The sequence below is a fragment of the Chitinimonas lacunae genome (genome assembly GCF_042650885.1).
Lineage (GTDB): Bacteria > Pseudomonadota > Gammaproteobacteria > Burkholderiales > Chitinimonadaceae > Chitinimonas_A > Chitinimonas_A lacunae.
In genome coordinates this window covers 4,688,998-4,705,306 of record NZ_JBHSBU010000001.1, presented here as the reverse complement: position 1 = coordinate 4,705,306, position 16,309 = coordinate 4,688,998, and the positions used below count along the sequence as shown (strand labels likewise).

Here is a 16,309-nt window from a genome sequence, read left to right as displayed (position 1 = left end):
GAGTCTCCATGCAACACGATTCCCCGCCGGCCAAGGCCGGTAAAGCCCGCCTGCTGCTGGCCCTGGCGCTGGTCGGCATCGGCGGCTGGCTTGGCTACCATCTCTGGCACGGCCGCCACTTCGTTGAAACCGACAATGCCCAGATCGAAGGCCATCTGATTCCGATTGCCGCCCGGGTGTCGGGCTATGTGCAGGCAGTCGGGGTGAGCGATAACCAGCCGATCCGCTCGGGCGCGCTGCTGGTCAAGATCGACGACCGCGACTACCGCGCCCGCCTCAGCCAGGCCGAAGCCGAACTCGCCATCGCCCGTGCCGCCGCCGGTGAGCGCGGCAACACCGGACAGGCCGAGGCGCAGTTGCGCTACACCGAGGCCACGGCCGCCGCGGCAGGTGCCAGCGTTGCCCAGGCCGAAGCCAATGCCGAACGTGCCCGCAACGATCTGGCCCGTACCCGGATGCTCGCGGCCAAGGGCATGGCCACCCAGGCCCAGCTCGACGCCGCCGAAACCGGTGCCCGCGCCGCCGAATCGCAGTTGCGCAGCGCGCGTGGCACGGCACTGGCGGCCAGTCGCCAGATCGGCGTCTCCTCGGCCGGTCTCAAGTCGGCCCAGGCCAAGGTCGATGCCGTGCGTGCCCAGCGCGATCTGGCGGCGATCCAGCTCAGCGACACCACCATCAAGGCCCCCAGCGGCGGCATCGTCAGCCGCAAGGCGGTCGAAGTGGGCCAACTGGTCCAGGCCGGTCAGCCACTGATGACCGTGGTGCCGCTCGATGAGGTCTGGGTCGTCGCCAATCTCAAGGAAACCGATATCGGCCGGGTACGGGTCGGCATGCCCGCCGATATCGTGGTCGATGCCTACCCGGACCGTCATTTCAGCGGCCATATCGAATCGTTCAGTCCGGCCACCGGCGCCAAGTTCACCTTGCTGCCGCCTGACAATGCCAGCGGCAACTTCACCAAGGTGGTACAGCGGCTGCCCGTACGCATCCGGCTTGACCGCTTCGACCCCAACAGCACCCCGCTGCGCCCCGGGATGAGCGTCGAAGCGTCGATCCGCGTCGGCTGACCGTCCCAGCCCCAGCCTCTGCGTCGTCTCGCGGCGCAGAGGCAAAGCGCCCGTTTCCCGCCCGGCCTCAGCCCCGGAGTCCGTCATGAAGCCCCTTCTTCCCGCACTGTCGCGCAGCCGCGACGACACCTCCATCCACGCCAACCGCCGCATCATCGCGGTGGTGGTGACGCTGGCCTGCGTGCTCGAACTGCTCGACACCAGCATCGTCAACGTCGCTGTCCCCCATATGATGGGCACGCTGGGCGCCACGCTCGACGAGATCACCTGGGTATCGATCGGCTATGTGGTGGCCAATGTGATCGTGCTGCCGATCTCGGGTTTTCTGGCCAATCAGCTCGGCCGGCGCAATTATTTCGCCGGTTCGATCCTGCTGTTCACCATGGCGTCCTGGGCCTGCGGCAATGCCGATTCACTGGGTTCGCTGGTGTTCTGGCGCATCGTCCAGGGTCTGGGCGGCGGCGGCTTGATCGCCACGGCACAAGCCACGCTGTTTGAAGTGTTTCCCGCCAAGGAAATGGCCTCGGCCATGGCGATCTTCGGCATCGGCATCATGTTCGGCCCCTCGCTTGGCCCGACCGTGGGCGGCTGGCTGACCGAGACCTATTCCTGGCCGTGGATCTTCTATATCAACCTGCCCCTGGGCGCCGCCGCCCTGCTGCTGGCCCTACTCTATGTGCCCGATTCGCGCCATCGCCGAGTGGTGCGGCAGGTCGATTACCCGGGCCTGCTGCTGCTTGCACTGGGCATCGGGGCGCTGCAACTGATGCTGGAGCGCGGGGAAAAGCTCGACTGGTTCGAATCGGCCGAAATCCTCAGCTACGCTGTGACCAGCGTGGTCAGCCTCGGCTTTTTCATCGTGCGCCAGCTCGAAATCCGCCATCCCATCGTCAATCTCCATATCCTGCGCGACACCCAATTCTCGGCCGGACTGGTGTTTACCTTCCTGCTGGGCGCTGCGCTGTTCTCGACCGTGTTCCTGTTCCCGGTCTACGCCCAGACCCTGATGGGCTACAACGCCATGCAGACCGGTTTTCTGATCCTGCCTTCGGCCATCGCCGCCGGGGTTGCCATGCCGATCGCCAGCAAGCTGATCGCCCGTGGCGTGCCGGCCCGCCTGCTGATCGTGACGGGTGCCCTGTTGTTCCTTTATTCGATGTGGGGCCACCATCTGTTCACCACCGCCTCCGGCAGCGAAGATTTCTTCTGGCCGCTGCTGCAACGCGGCTTTGGTCTCGGGCTCGTCTTTATGCCGCTCAATAATCTGACGCTGGCCAATATCCCGGCACCGACCATTCCCGACGCCACCGGCCTCTACAACCTGGTGCGCCAGCTCGGCGGCTCGGTCGGCATCGCGCTGTCGGCAACGCTGCTGAGTCAGTTCGAAGCCGGCAAGCGCGCCGCCCTGATGGCCCATGTGGTCAACGACAACCCCGCCAGCAGCGAACGGCTGGCTCTGCTGGAGTCACTCTTCAACCACCACGGCGACCTTGGCGCCCTCGCGGCGCTCAAGGCCCGGGCGCTGCTCGACCTCCAGATCAACAAACAGGCCATGATGCTGGCCTTCAGCGATCTGTTCATGGGCTTCGGGATCGCCATCTGCCTGATGCTGCCCTTGCTGATGCTGATGAAGAAACAACGGGTGATGGCCAGCTCGGATGTGGCGCATTGAGGGGTGGGAGGCGGAGGCGGAGGCGGAGGCGGAGGCGGAGGCGGAGGCGGAGGCGGAGGCGGAGGCGGATAGAGTAAACTCCACCCATCAAATATCACAGTAAATAACCTGTGTTTTATTCAAAGGATCGGAAAATCGGTCTCATAGACTCCCGCTTCATATACAAATCAGCTAGTTACTTAAAAGACAATCCTTATTTTCCCAAGACCTTCCTACACTAACTATCCATCAATAAGATCAAAGGATAGTTAGGATATCAAGGTCTGCTCTGCGATTCTCCCATCGTCACCCCACCCGCCACCAGATGCGCCAGCCGCAGCGCTTCGGGCAACTTGCCGCGGCCCGTGGTGGCGCTGAGCAGATGGGCCGCCTGTGACAGATCGATGCCGGCTCTCTGTACCCATAGGCCACCCAGTGGCTCGGACGGACCGGCCTGCTCGATCAGCCGCCATTTTCTGGCGCCGCCGGCGACATGGCTGAGCAGGGTTTGCCGAATCCTGTCGCGGTCGGGTTCATGCCGGCACACCACCAGCACCGGCAGCCCGACTGCGGCGGCCAGGCCGTGGATATCGACCACATTGAAGCCACCAAAGGCAATGCCTTGCAGCAGCACAGCATGGAGTTGCGGCCGAAAGCGGCTGTGCTCGACCCGTTCGATCACCGCCCTAGTGGCATTGGCGCCATCACGGCGGATGCGGCTGGACAGCACGCCTTCGAGCCGCGTGCCGGCGCAGGCGATGCCAACCAGCATCACATCGCCGCGATGGCTGCGCTCGAACGGGGCATCGTCAAAACCGATCACATGGGGAATGCGCGGAAGCATAGAACTGGCCGGAAAGCGAAACGGGTGGGCGATTATGGCGGCAAGTCAGGCAGCAACGATAGCGCTTGCCAATAGGACGACAATCCGGTTAGATTCCTGCCCATTGTGCAACGCGCCAATTGGCGCTTGAGAATTCTTCCCCATGTCCGTCCGCACCCTCCGCACCATTACCATTAAACGCACCACGATCAAACGATCGTGGGGCGCGTTGACGGCTGGACGGCGGTAGAGCAGGCAGAAACCGACAAGTCCGAATCCCAAGACGAAGCCCCCGCACCGAAAGGTCCGGGGGCTTCGTCGTTGTGGGGCGGCAAAGGAGCAAGACCATGACACGACGCGGCGCCGATCTGATCGTCGATGCCCTGGAAGCCGAAGCGGTGGAACTGGTATTCGGCTACCCCGGTGGCACCATCATGCCGTTCTACGATGCGCTGGTGGGACGCCGGGTACGCCATATCCTGTGCCGCCACGAACAGGGCGCCGCGCTTGCCGCCAACGGCTATGCCCGCGCTTCGGGCCGGGTGGGCGTCTGTGTGGCGACATCGGGCCCGGGCGCCACCAATCTGCTGACGGGCCTTGCCGATGCCCTGCTCGACTCGGTGCCCATGGTGGCGATTACCGGCCAGGTAGCCCGACCGCTGATGGGCACCGATGCTTTCCAGGAAGTCGATGTATTCGGCATGTCGCTGGCGGCGGTCAAGCATTCGTTTCTGCTTGAAGACGGCGCCGACCTGCCGCGTGTGCTGGCCGAAGCCTTCCGCCTCGCCCGCTCGGGAAGACCGGGGCCGGTGCTGGTCGATATCCCGAAGGATCTCCAGCTTGCCTCCAACGCCCTGCCCTATCAGCCTCTCTCCCTGCCTTCCCCCGCCCCTCCCTCCCCCACTTTGCTCGAACGTGCCCGACGCCTGCTCGCCAGCGCCGAGCGGCCGCTGCTCTACGCCGGCGGCGGCGTCGCCATTGCTGACGCGATGGCGGCCTTGCGCCGGCTGGTCGAGGTAGCGGGTCTGCCGACCGTCACCACCCTCAAGGGCATAGGGGTGTTGCCGCCCGAGCACCCGCTCAATCTCGGCATGTTGGGGATGCATGGCAGCCGGGCCGCCAATCTGGCGGTGCAAGGATGCGATCTGCTACTGGTGGCAGGCGCCCGCTTCGACGACAGGGCGACCGGCAGGCTCGATGGCTTTGCGCCCGATGCCCGGGTGATCCATCTCGATATCGACCCGGCCGAAATCGGCAAGCTGCGCGCAGCAGACCTGTCGGCCTGCTGCGACCTTGGTCCGGCGCTCGAGGCACTGGCCCAGCCGCTGGCGATCGAGCCGTGGCGCGAACAATGCCGCCAGGCGCGCCAGACCACCCAGCCGCGCTACGATGCACCCGGCCCGCTGCTGTACGCCCCGGCATTTCTCAATCAGTTATCGCGCCTCGCGCCTGACAACGCCATCGTCTGCTGCGACGTCGGCCAGCACCAGATGTGGGTGGCACAGCACTACGGCTTTCATCATCCGCGCCATCACCTGAGCAGCGGTGGCCTCGGCACCATGGGTTTCGGCCTGCCGGCTGCGATCGGCGCCCAACTGGCCTTTCCGGACCGCCTGGTGATCAATGTCAGCGGTGACGGCTCCTTCATGATGAATGTGCAGGAACTCGCCACCATCGGCCGCTACCGGCTGCCGATCAAGATTCTGCTGTGCGACAACAGCACGCTTGGCATGGTGAAGCAGTGGCAGGAGCTGTTCTTCGAGCAGCGCTACAGCGAGACCGATTTGTCCGACAACCCCGATTTCTGCCGCGTCGCCGAAGCCTTCGGTATCCCGGCGCTCCGGATAGAGCGCTCGGCCGAGCTGCCGCTGGCGCTTGCCCGTCTTCTCAAGACCCCCGGCCCCTTGTTGATCCACGCGGTGATCGACCGTCGCGCCAATGTCTGGCCGCTGGTTCCGCCCGGCGCCGACAACGCCACCATGCTCGAACAACTGCCCGAGCCGGCCAATGAAGCCCGGCTCGCCGTCTGACCGTTTTTCCATCGTTTGTCTTTTCAGGAGTATCACCATGGCCAGCTCTCTCCAACTCTCCCTCGACAACCAGGTAGGCGCTCTGGAGCGCCTGCTGCGGGTAACCCGCCACCGGGGCTTCCAGGTACGGCATTTCGCGGCCGACTATCAGAACCGGGCCGACCGGATCGAAGTCTCGATGCAAGTGGAAAGCGGACGACCGCTGATGAATCTGATCGCCCAATTGGCCAAGCAGGTGGAAGTGCGCTCCTTGCAGGTCAAACATAGTCCCGTGCGCGTGCAGTAAACCCTGCTACGGTGTCACCGATGCAAACAGACCCGCTCGATAGGTGGCGGGTCTTTTATTGGGAGTCCCGTTTTATTATTTTATTTATTCTTTCGGTATGCTTTCTTGCAGAGCTTATGCATGAATATTTAATGGATGGGTAACTCCCGCCTCTCTTCCAGCCCCTCCATACTGTCCTCCCCCACAGCTCCCCGCTCGCCACGAAGCCACTTCGGACCCGTCGTTTTTTCTCCAATGAAATCATTCGGCTTGATCGTTGAGAAATAAGGCCCTTGCCTTGCCGTCGCCTGTTGCAAGCAGGATTCATTATTCCGGAAAGAAATTAAAATAATTGTTTTAATTCTTTTTGGCGATTATACATACTTGCTAGATTGCGTGGCTCAATAAGACCGGGGTATCGAACCGAGCCAAAGCCAGGCCATCGATCACCACCGGCCAGCCGCCGGCCGGTGTTTATCAAATACAAAGGGAGGAAAATCCGTGAAGCATAATCCCACGCTGATCGCTACCCAGGTTGCGCTCGCGCTCAGTACGTTTTCTTATTCGGCCCTGGCGGCCGAGGAATCGACCGACGCCATTAAGCCGCAAGCGAGCGAACAAAGCAAAGCCAGCAAAGCCGAACAGGTGGTGGTGACGGGTTCACGCATCGTGCGTGTTGCCAAGGAAGGCCCAACCAGCGTCACCGTATTGACAGCCAAGGAAATCGAGCAGCAAGGCTATAAAAGCGTGTTCGATGCGCTCAATAACCTGCCGCAGAATACTGGTTTCGTCCAGGGCGACGATTTCGGCAATACCTTCACCCCGGCCGCCAATTCCATCAGCCTGCGCGGACTTGGCCCCAACCATACCCTGGTGCTGCTCAATGGCCATCGGATGGCCGACTATCCAATCGCTTATCAAGGCTCGGTCAATTTCGTCAATCTGGCCGATATTCCGGCCGGTCTGATCGAACGGGTGGAAGTGCTCAATGGCGGGGCATCGGCGATTTATGGTTCCGATGCGATTGCCGGGGTGGTCAATATCATCCTGAAAAAACATATCGAGGGGATCAATATCTCGGCGCGGACCGGCCGATTGCAGCACGGTGGCGGCGAAGATACCCGGCTTTCGCTGAGTGGCGGGGCAACCTTCGATCAGCTGAGTCTGGTCTATGCGCTCGATCTCAACCGCCGCGCCATGTTGTGGAGCAAGGACCGCGACTTCATGGCCGACGACACGCTGGGCGGTGCCAGGCCGCGGGCCATTCTGAGCCGCACCGACCTTGGCCGTAATGTCTATGAAGATCTGAGCGGCATCTGCGGCCGCTTCTCGAACAACTTCTATGGCAGCGTCTCGACCGTCCACGATCCCAAGGGCGGCAGCTTCTGCGGCTCCGGCAAAGGCTCTTCGTCCTACTGGACCCTGCAGACCAAAAAGGAAGGTCTCAGCGGCTTTGTCGGCCTCAACTATTCGCTCGATGCCAACCATCTGCTGTTTGCCGAATTCCAGGCCGGCAGGAACACCACGGAAAACAATACACGCGGCCCCAGTTGGACGGCAGCGGCAGCGTCGGGCAAAAGCTATTTCCTGAACCAGAACACCGGCAACTTCGAGCAATGGACCAAGCGGTTCGCACCCGAGGAGATCGGCGGGGCTTCGCACTGGAACCGGCGCTGGGAAGACACCAGTGCCAATCTGGCGCTCGGGGCACGCGGCAATCTGGGCGAGACCAGCTGGACCTATGAGGCGGTCTACAGCGCCTCGGGCTACGACAGCCGCCATCGCGCGCCGCTGTTCTATAACGGGATCGACGAATATTTCCTCGGCCCGCAACTCGGCAAGACGGCCAGCGGCGTGTCGATCTATGCGCCCGACCCCAACCGCTTCTACACCCCGGTCACGCCCGAAGCCTTCAGCCAGCTGTTCGGCCACGCCAGAAGTCATAACAAGAGCTGGAACCAGACCTTCAGCCTCAGCGCCACCGGTGAACTGCTCGAACTGAGCGGCGGCCCGCTTAAGCTGGCGACCGTGGCCGAATGGGGCAGACAGGGCTATATCACAGCCGCCGATCCCAGACTCGCGCAAGGCGTGTTCTACAACAACAGCCGGGCGACCTATGTCAGCGGCGCCCGCACCCGCTACGCGCTGGGGGCCGAACTCAATGCGCCGCTGACCAAGCAGATCACCGCCACCCTGGCTGGCCGCTACGACCATTACGCCTTCGCCGGCAACGATGTCGGCAAGTTCACCTATAACGGCGGCCTGGAATATCGCCCGAGCAATAGCTTGCTGGTGCGCAGCAACTACGCCACCAGCTTCCGCGCTCCCGATATGAATTACATCTTTGCCAACCAGACCAACGGCTACTACGCGTCAACCACCGACTACTACCGCTGCTATCTGGCCGGCCAGCCGCTGTCCAACTGCCAGTTCGCCAATCAGTCGCCCGGTGCCAACTATGTGCAGACCCAGAACAAGGATCTGAAGCCGGAGAACGGCAAGTCGTGGGGGTTGGGTTTGGTCTGGGCACCGAACAACCAGTTCGATTTGTCCCTCGACTACTGGAAGGTACGGATCAAGGACGAAGTCACCAATCTCGATGCCGACCATCTGTTGCAGACCGAGGCCCACTGCCGCTCGGGCAAGCTCGAAGCCAGCTCGGCCCAGTGTCTTGATGCGTTTAACCGGATCGTCCGCAACCCGGCCGATGCGCCTCTGCGCCCCAATGCCATCGCCAATATCTTCATCAACCCGATCAATGCGGCCGATGAGGAAACCAGCGGCTTCGACCTCAACACCGGCTACCGCTGGCGCACGCAGGACTGGGGACGCTTTGGCGGCCAGATTCGCTATTCGCGGGTACTGACCCATCGTTACCGCCAGTTTGCCCATGACGAACCGGTCGATCTACACCACAGCATGAACAACTCGGACTGGCCTGACCGCGTCACCGCTACCTTCGACTGGTCACGGGAAGCCTGGCGCAGCTCGCTGACCTTCAACCGCTACGGCCGCATTCCCAATGGCGATGGTTCGGCCTATCTGTCGCCGACCTGGCTGACCAATGCCAGCGTTGGCCACCAGATCAATAAGCGCGCGTCGGTTTCCCTGACCATCAACAATCTGTTCGATACCGTCAAATACGATGGCCGAGGCGGCTGGCCGTTCTATCCAGTCGGCAACTACACCCCGTATGGGCGGCAGATCTGGCTCAGCGCCTCCTATCAATTCGGCGGCTGATTCAGCGTCGATCCCGCAACAACCCAGCAAAAAGCCAACCTTTCGAGGTTGGCTTTTATATGCTGATCTCGGCAATGGACCGAAGGCAGCCGGTCTGTCAGCGCTCTGCCACTCTTATCGCCTCTGCCGTGTTTTTCATCGCTTTATATTTCCCACGGAAATATAAAGAAGATTTCCAAGTATTTCCCGGCCATTTAAATCGCAGCCAACAATGGGCTGGCCTGACACCCGGCCATGGGCTGTGCGGGCTGTCGCGATGAGATTTCCCTTAACTCGGATGATTGGATCTAGCCATGAGCACAACCTGGAAGTTTGAAACGCTGTCCGTCCACGCCGGCTACTCACCGGAGCCCACGACCCGATCGGTTGCGCCGCCCATCTACCAGACGGTGGCCTATGCCTTCGACAGTGCGCAGCATGGTGCCGACCTGTTCGATCTCAAGGTACCGGGCCATATCTATACCCGGATCAACAATCCGACCCAAGAAATCCTCGAACAACGCCTCGCAGCACTCGAAGGCGGCATTGGCGCCCTGGCACTGGCCTCGGGCCAGGCGGCCGTAACCTATTCGATCCTGACCATCGCCGAAGCCGGCGACAATATCATCAGCAGCACGGCGCTTTATGGCGGGACTTATAATCTGTTCGCTCATACGCTGCCGCAATTCGGCATTCAGACCCGCTTTGCCGATCATCGCGACCCGCAGAGTTTCGATCAATTGTTCGACGAACGCACCAAGGCGGTTTTTGTCGAATCGCTGGGCAATCCGGCCGGCAATGTCACCGATATTGCCGCGATTGCCGAAATCGCTCATCGGCATGGTGTACCGCTGATTGTCGACAATACGGTTCCCTCGCCTTATCTGAGCCGGCCGATTGAACATGGAGCCGATATCGTGGTGCATTCGCTGACCAAATATCTGGGCGGCCATGGCACCAGTGTGGGTGGCGCCATTATCGACTCGGGCAAATTCCCCTGGGCCGAACATAAAACCCGTTTCAAGCGTCTCAATGAACCCGATGTCAGCTACCACGGCGTGGTCTACACCGAAGCCCTCGGCCCCGCCGCCTATATCGGCCGCGCCCGGGTAGTGCCACTGCGCAATACCGGCGCCGCAATTTCGCCATTCAACGCCTTCCTGATCCTGCAAGGCATTGAAACCCTGGCTTTGCGGCTCGATCGCATCAATAGCAACACCTTGGCGATTGCCCAATATCTGCAACAGCACCCCAAGGTGAAGTGGGTCAATTACGCCGGGCTGGAAAATCATCCGGACTATCTGCTCGCCAAGAAATACCTGCGCGGCAAAGCCTCGGGGGTGCTCACTTTCGGCATCGACGGCGGCCGCGCTGCCGGCGAGCGTTTCCTGGACGGGTTGAAGCTGTTCACCCGACTGGTCAATATCGGCGACGTCCGCTCACTCGCCACCCACCCGGCCTCGACCACCCACCGCCAGCTATCGCCCGAGGAACTGGCGCGCGCCGGGGTCTCGGAAGAAACAGTCCGCTTATCGATCGGTATCGAGCATATTGACGATTTAAAGACCGATCTTGATGAAGCATTGAAAGGGGCTTGAGGCCAATTGACACATTTTTATCAATAAGCCTTGACCGCTTGTAGCTGCCAGCGCTCGGCATGCTGGAGGTAGTTACCGGGTCTTAACGTCTCTACCCCAGCAAGCCTGCTTCTTGGCCGAATTCGAAACAAGAAATGCAAACAGCAGCCAAAGGACTAAACATGCCTCCCGATCCGCCGGCAGACATCGCATACACGCTGTGAAAAGAAATGAAACAATCCGATTTCAAGCGGCTCCATGAAGAGCTGGCTTCAATTGAGGAAACACGCCGTTTTGCGGCAGCCAGAGAACTTCAGCTCAGAGGGGCCTTGTTGCATAACCCCCGAATCCAGGGTTGATGCCGGTTGTAAGCTAGCAGCATGAAGCCAGCCAAGCCCCGCTACCGCACGACGAATGGGTCCACCTACAACCGAAGCCTGCAAGCGAGGGGCGATGTCACGATCTGGTTTTCGCCGGACCTTGCCTGGCATAGCAATGAGCCTTCAGGTCAGGCGGGCGCCCCGACGCGCTATAGCGATCAAGCCATTCAAATCATGCTGACGTTGAAGGTGCTGTTCCAACAAGGGCTGCGCCAAGTCCGCGGGTTCACGTGCAGCCTGGTGCGCATGATGAATCTGGACTGGTCGGTGCCGTGTTTCAGCACGGTCAGCCGGCGGCAGGCCACCCTGGCGGTGCAGATTCCGGTGCGACGCCGTGCCGAGCCGCTGCATCTGCTGGTGGACAGCACCGGCATCAAGATTCACGGCGAGGGGGAATGGAAGGTCAAGCAGCACGGGCCGGCCTATCGACGCGGCTGGCGCAAAGTGCCTCTGGCCACGTGCCGCCTGTGAACGGTTGTCAGGAGGGGGTGACAAAAACCCGGGCCAAGCATGACGCTTGGTACGCCTCACTCCCTCCTGCCGCAAGGCACCGCCATTGGTCGATGGAGGAGCTATCGAGTGCGCTGGGCTTTTCATCGCAGGAGTTAAGTCAAACTCTGCTGGATGCGGGGTGGCGTCGGAAACGGGTCTGGTTTGAGCGCAGCAAGGGCTATGGACGCTATCTGCGAGTCTGGCTTAGCCCGGATGTCGTGGCGAAGGAGCAAGGCCGCCAATCGGCCTCTACGGGGCGGGAATGAAGGGGTGGCAAGAGTCCGTATTCAGCAGGGAACGAGCAAGCACTAGATGTTTAGTCCCGGCATTTGATGGATCGGATCAACCCTGAAGCGATGTGGCTCAGAAGTCCACTGTTTGCAGGTGAATTCGTAGGGCGTCAGCCCTTTGAGAGTCTTGAGCCTTCGTCCGAAGTTATAGGCATTGATGAAATCGATTAGGTGTCGTCGCAGTTGCGCATGATCGTCGTAATGAAAGCGCTTAACAGTGGCGTCCTTGATAGTCCGGTTCATTCGCTCGACCTGCCCATTGGTCCAAGGATGTTTGACCTTGGTCAGTCGATGATCAACGGCATGCTCGTCGCAGACGCGATCAAAAATGTGCTGGAAAGCGTATTGATCACAATGGCGGTTCGTGAATTGGATGCCGTTATCGGTGAGCACTGTATGGATGGTGTAGGGCACCGCCTCGATCAAGTTGCGCAGGAACTGTGCAGCAATCATTTTTCCGGCTTTGGTATGGAGTTCGGTGAAAGTGAACTTGGAGGTGCGATCAATCGCAACAAAGAGATAGAGCTTACCCTCGGCCGTCTGCATCTCGGCGATGTCGATATGGAAGTAGCCGATCGGGTAGCTTTTGAACCGCTTCTTGACCGGCTTGCTACCCTCGACTTGAGGCAGTCTCGAGATGCCGTGGCGCTGAAGACATCGGTGCAGAGATGAGCGCGTCAGATGCGGCATCATCGGTTGTAGGGTGTAGAGGCAATCATCCAGGGGCAGCAATGTGTGCTGGCGAAAGGCAATGATGGTTGCCTCCTCCTCGGCTGACAGAACGCTTGAGCAAGACTTTTTGGGGCCGGTGGGCAGATCAGCGACTGAGGTTCGCTTCTTCCACTTGGCAACAGTCTTCTGATTGATGCCGTACCGCTTGGACAGTGCTCTCAGACTCTCTTGACTATTTTGTATTGCTCGACGGATTGCCTCTGTCGTTGTGGCGCTTCCGTGTAGAACCTGGCCCATAGTGCTTCCTTCCAGTGATGAGAAAAGATTGCACCATCAAATGCCGGGACTAAACACGATAAGGATTTCCAAAAATGGTGGCACCGCGAAGGGAAGGCAGACTTTAATGGAGGAAGGGACATCCAGGACTCCCAGAATGCGCAGGATGCTATGAAGTATTGGAAGGACATTGGCAAGCCTGTCCCTAAGTAAGGATCGAGTGATTTTGTGAAAGAGGTAGAGATGTCGATTTTAAGTGAACAACTGCAAAGATTGAAAGACACTAAGGACAGTGTAGAGAGGAATGCACTAGCTATTGATGTAACGGAAAAAGGCGACCCAAGTGTTCAAGCGGTTCTTGTTGAGCTTATCGATCGTCCAGACCTGTCGGACCAACGTGCTACTTTAGTCAATTGTCTGGGAAAATTCGATTGCTCAAACAAATTCCTGTGGCTAGTGAATCTTGTGTGTCAAGGAAACTGGGAGGTTGCACATGAGGCATTCAATATATTGACTGACATTGAATTGATCGATTCGAAAGAAGCGAAACTTGGCTTTGATGTGCTTTCAAAATCTCTTGAGTCCTGTGCGCTCGATGATTGGCGGAAAAAATTGATAGCAGATTTGTTGGCGATGTTCGATTGAGTGCGGCGATGGGGCTGGGCTGATCAACATTCAGACACGGTCTCGGCTGTAGCGGCGGACAACCTGCGCTAGCAGCGCTGTTGAAAAAGGCTTTGCGCAGAAACAATGGCTTGCTCCAACCTTACATCATTGGTGAATTTCTTCTGCTAGAGCGTGTTATGCACTTTGGCTGAAAGGCACGCGGAGCCTAGGTTTGAAGGACGAAGCAGGGTTTGGCAGTTATTATTCATTGTATGACCGCCCGTAAACCGTACCCTACCGATGTGACCGACGAAGAATGGCAGTTGGTCGTTCCCTACCTGACGTTGATGGACGAGAAGGCGCCGCAACGCACCCATGACTTGCGGGAAATCTTCAATCCGATGCGCTGGCTGCTTCGCACTGGCGCTTCGTGGCGGATGAGGCCGCATGATTTCCCACCGTGGCCGGCGGTCTATCAGCAGATGCAACGCTGGATCAAGGCCGGCTGCTTTGAAGCCTTGGTGCACGACTTACGCGCGGTTCTGCGGCTTCTAGAAGGACGTGCCCTGGCGCCCACGGCGGTGGGCCTGGACAGCCGGACCTTGCAGTCCACGCCAGAAAGCGGTGTTCGGGCAGGTTACGACGGGGCAAAGAAGCGCAAAGGCAGCAAAGTTCCTATCGCTGTCGATACGCTGGGTCACCTCCTCGCGGTAGTGGTCACCCCGGCTAATGAGCAAGACCGTTCTCAAGTGGCGGTGTTGGCTGAACAGGTGCAAAACGTCACCGGACAGCAGGTCGAAGTGGCCTTTGTTGACCAGGGATATACCGGCGAAAAAGCGGCCGAGGCCGCTGCAGAACACGGGATGACGCTCGAAGTCGTCAAGTTGCCTGAGGCCAAGAAGGGCTTCGTCCTGTTACCTCGGCGTTGGGTAGTCGAACGCAGCTTTGGCTGGATGGCTCGCTTTCGCCGTTTAGCTCGCGACTATGAACGATTGAGCCAGACCTTGGCTGCCTACCATTTCCTGGCCTTCGTTTGCATTCTCTTGCCACGGCTGGCAGAAATATTTAGTCCATAACACGCTCTAGAGAAAATGGGTGCAAAATGAAAGATCCTATTCGGATGTTGAGGCAGAAGATTGAAGAGGCCAAAGCGACTCAGGACGCCAATACACTAACGGCCCTATACAAACAGTATGAGGACGCGGAGCTTCCACCTCATTTAATGGTCGACAAGGCTAGAGCCATTCAACTTTCTGACGGTCACGAGTATCAACTCGAAAGTGCAGAAGAAATCCTGCAGATGGCTTTAGAGAATGATCCGGGATGCCTAGAAGCATATGTTGAACTTGGCTATTTTTACTATGCTGTCAACGATGATCCGGCTTGGGCGATCAAGGTATTTGATTGTGGTATGTCTCGGGCGAAAGCGTTCGCGACCGAGCTGGCCCTAGGCAAGGCAAAAGCGCTCTTTGAACTTGATCAGATAGAAGCCGCTCTAGAAATCGTGAACGATCCCAGTTTCAAAAACGAACAGGGCTTTGAACGCCTTCGAGAGGAAATCGTGGAGAAAAATCACCCCATCTAATCCATACTTTTGAAGGCTTTGTTGCATAACCCTAGCAGGCTGTTGAAAAAGGCTTTGCGCAGAAACAATGGCTTGCTCCAACCTTACATCATTGGTGAATTTCTTCTGCTAAGGCTCGAAACTCGCTGAGTTCGAGCCTTTTCCTCACCCATTTCCGGGTTTTGCCCGCCAGTTGACGGACGCCGGGCGCAATGGTTTCTATCTTGGGCCTTCCCGCCCTCCACACAGCGTCATCATCCGCGTCAGATTCCATGCGGCAAACGTCATCAGTGCCTGGGCTTGCCCCTTCGCTGTCCCGATGAAGCGGGTCTTGCACAAGCCACCGATCGTCTTGGCCCAGCCAAAGCATTCCTCGATCCGCTTGCGCACCTGCAGGCTGATCTTTGGCGGCGGTTTGCGGCTTGATGCCGAGCGCCTTCAGCGCCCTGATGTGGCTGTCCACGTCGTAGCCCTTGTCTTCGCCCAGCGTGCTGCCGGGTTTCAGCGTGGGCGACGCCATCGTTTCCGCCGCTTCACGCTCGGCAGTGCCAGCCGCTTTCGTTGTTTCGACATCCACCACCAGACCGTTGCGGTTCTCCAGCAGGATGTGGTTCAGGTAGCGCAGCTTCGCCTCGGCAAACTTAGCCTTCTTGTACAGTTGGGCATCCGGGGCGGTCTTCGACTGGTGCGTGGCATTGCTGAGCGTCTCGCCCTTGAAATCCACTTCTGCATGGCGGCCACCGCTACGGCCGGTGGCCTGTGGCGGGTCGGGCTGATCCTTGCGTACCAGACTCTTGTGCGAGGCCCACGCTTCGATCATCGTGCCATCGACACTGAAGTGTTCATCGGACACCAGCCCAGTCGGCGAGCGCCAGCATGCGATCAAAAAACTGCCGCAGCAGGGTGTGCTCCAGCAGGCGATCTCGGTTGGCGCTGAAGGTACTGTGGTCCCAGACCGGACCGTCAACACCGAGGCCGACGAACCAGCGGAACAGCAGGTTGTAATCCAGTTGCTCCACCAGCAGGCGCTCGCTGCGGATGGTGTACAGCACCTGCAGCAACAGGGCGCGCAGCAGCCGTTCTGGCGGCATCGAGGGCCGGCCGACCAGGGCATAGCGGCCATCGAACTCGGCGCTCATGCTGGCCAGGATCGCATCGACAGCCTGCTTGAGCGGCCGCAGCGGATGCGCTGCCGGCACACGGCTGTTGAGCTCAACATAACTGAACATCGCCTCCTGAAGGGTATCGGCGCCACGCAGGAAGAAAAGCTCTTGGAAGAGGGGGGAGGGATGATCTCATCCCGCAGACCTGTCTGCTTGATGACAGGGTGGGTTTTTCAACAGCCTGCTAAGGCCAGACAAGTGTGAGCCGGGGCGCAGGAAGGTGTTACCTACCGG

General features: G+C 59.5%; 11 protein-coding genes and 2 pseudogenes. 10 read left to right on the top strand and 3 right to left on the bottom strand.

The annotated features are described in order from the left end of the window. Positions 1-8: 8 nt before the first annotated feature. Both ACFOW7_RS20210 and ACFOW7_RS20205 read left to right on the top strand, forming a co-directional pair. Positions 9-1,067, top strand: a complete 1,059-nt coding sequence (locus ACFOW7_RS20210; protein ID WP_378167856.1) for an HlyD family secretion protein — start codon at positions 9-11, stop codon at positions 1,065-1,067. 85 nt (positions 1,068-1,152) lie between these two features. Further along, complete coding sequence (locus tag ACFOW7_RS20205; RefSeq protein ID WP_378167854.1) at positions 1,153-2,739, top strand: DHA2 family efflux MFS transporter permease subunit; 1,587 nt, start codon at positions 1,153-1,155, stop codon at positions 2,737-2,739. Positions 2,740-2,995: 256 nt separating this feature from the next. Here ACFOW7_RS20205 and ACFOW7_RS20200 read toward each other — a convergent pair whose 3' ends face one another. Further along, a complete protein-coding gene (locus tag ACFOW7_RS20200) occupies positions 2,996-3,562 on the bottom strand; it encodes an endonuclease dU (RefSeq protein ID WP_378167852.1) in 567 nt (188 codons plus the stop codon). Between the two features lie 326 nt (positions 3,563-3,888). Here ACFOW7_RS20200 and ilvG point away from each other — a divergent pair, with 326 nt between their 5' ends. From ilvG to ACFOW7_RS20175, 5 genes and pseudogenes are all read left to right on the top strand, one after another. Further along, positions 3,889-5,571 (top strand): acetolactate synthase 2 catalytic subunit, encoded by a 1,683-nt coding sequence (gene ilvG, locus ACFOW7_RS20195; RefSeq protein ID WP_378167849.1) that lies wholly within the window; start codon positions 3,889-3,891, stop codon positions 5,569-5,571. Between the two features lie 37 nt (positions 5,572-5,608). Then, complete coding sequence (ilvM, locus tag ACFOW7_RS20190; protein ID WP_378167847.1) at positions 5,609-5,857, top strand: acetolactate synthase 2 small subunit; 249 nt, start codon at positions 5,609-5,611, stop codon at positions 5,855-5,857. Positions 5,858-6,337: 480 nt separating this feature from the next. Next, positions 6,338-9,076: a TonB-dependent receptor gene (locus tag ACFOW7_RS20185; protein ID WP_378167845.1), complete on the top strand. Its 2,739-nt coding sequence runs from the start codon at positions 6,338-6,340 to the stop codon at positions 9,074-9,076. Between the two features lie 293 nt (positions 9,077-9,369). Then, positions 9,370-10,653 (top strand): O-acetylhomoserine aminocarboxypropyltransferase/cysteine synthase family protein, encoded by a 1,284-nt coding sequence (locus tag ACFOW7_RS20180; RefSeq protein ID WP_378167842.1) that lies wholly within the window; start codon positions 9,370-9,372, stop codon positions 10,651-10,653. A gap of 359 nt (positions 10,654-11,012) precedes the next feature. Further along, positions 11,013-11,468, top strand: a pseudogene (locus ACFOW7_RS20175) (IS5 family transposase); the annotation flags it as partial. Between the two features lie 344 nt (positions 11,469-11,812). Here the strand turns inward: ACFOW7_RS20175 and ACFOW7_RS20170 are convergent. After that, a complete protein-coding gene (locus ACFOW7_RS20170) occupies positions 11,813-12,763 on the bottom strand; it encodes an IS481 family transposase (RefSeq protein ID WP_378167840.1) in 951 nt (316 codons plus the stop codon). A 207-nt stretch (positions 12,764-12,970) separates the two neighbouring features. Between ACFOW7_RS20170 and ACFOW7_RS20165 the strand changes: the two genes are divergently transcribed. The 3 genes from ACFOW7_RS20165 to ACFOW7_RS20155 all read left to right on the top strand — a co-directional run bounded on the left by ACFOW7_RS20165 (position 12,971) and on the right by ACFOW7_RS20155 (position 14,933). Then, a complete protein-coding gene (locus ACFOW7_RS20165) occupies positions 12,971-13,387 on the top strand; it encodes a hypothetical protein (RefSeq protein ID WP_378167838.1) in 417 nt (138 codons plus the stop codon). Positions 13,388-13,620: 233 nt separating this feature from the next. Beyond that, positions 13,621-14,424 carry an IS5 family transposase gene (locus ACFOW7_RS20160; RefSeq protein ID WP_378167836.1) on the top strand — a complete coding sequence of 268 codons (804 nt, stop codon included), beginning with the start codon at positions 13,621-13,623 and terminating at the stop codon, positions 14,422-14,424. Positions 14,425-14,450: 26 nt separating this feature from the next. Then, complete coding sequence (locus ACFOW7_RS20155) at positions 14,451-14,933, top strand: hypothetical protein (RefSeq protein WP_378167834.1); 483 nt, start codon at positions 14,451-14,453, stop codon at positions 14,931-14,933. A 198-nt stretch (positions 14,934-15,131) separates the two neighbouring features. On the opposite strand, the pseudogene ACFOW7_RS20150 reads toward ACFOW7_RS20155, so the two are convergent. Further along, positions 15,132-16,171, bottom strand: a pseudogene (locus ACFOW7_RS20150) (IS5 family transposase). Positions 16,172-16,309: the final 138 nt, after the last annotated feature.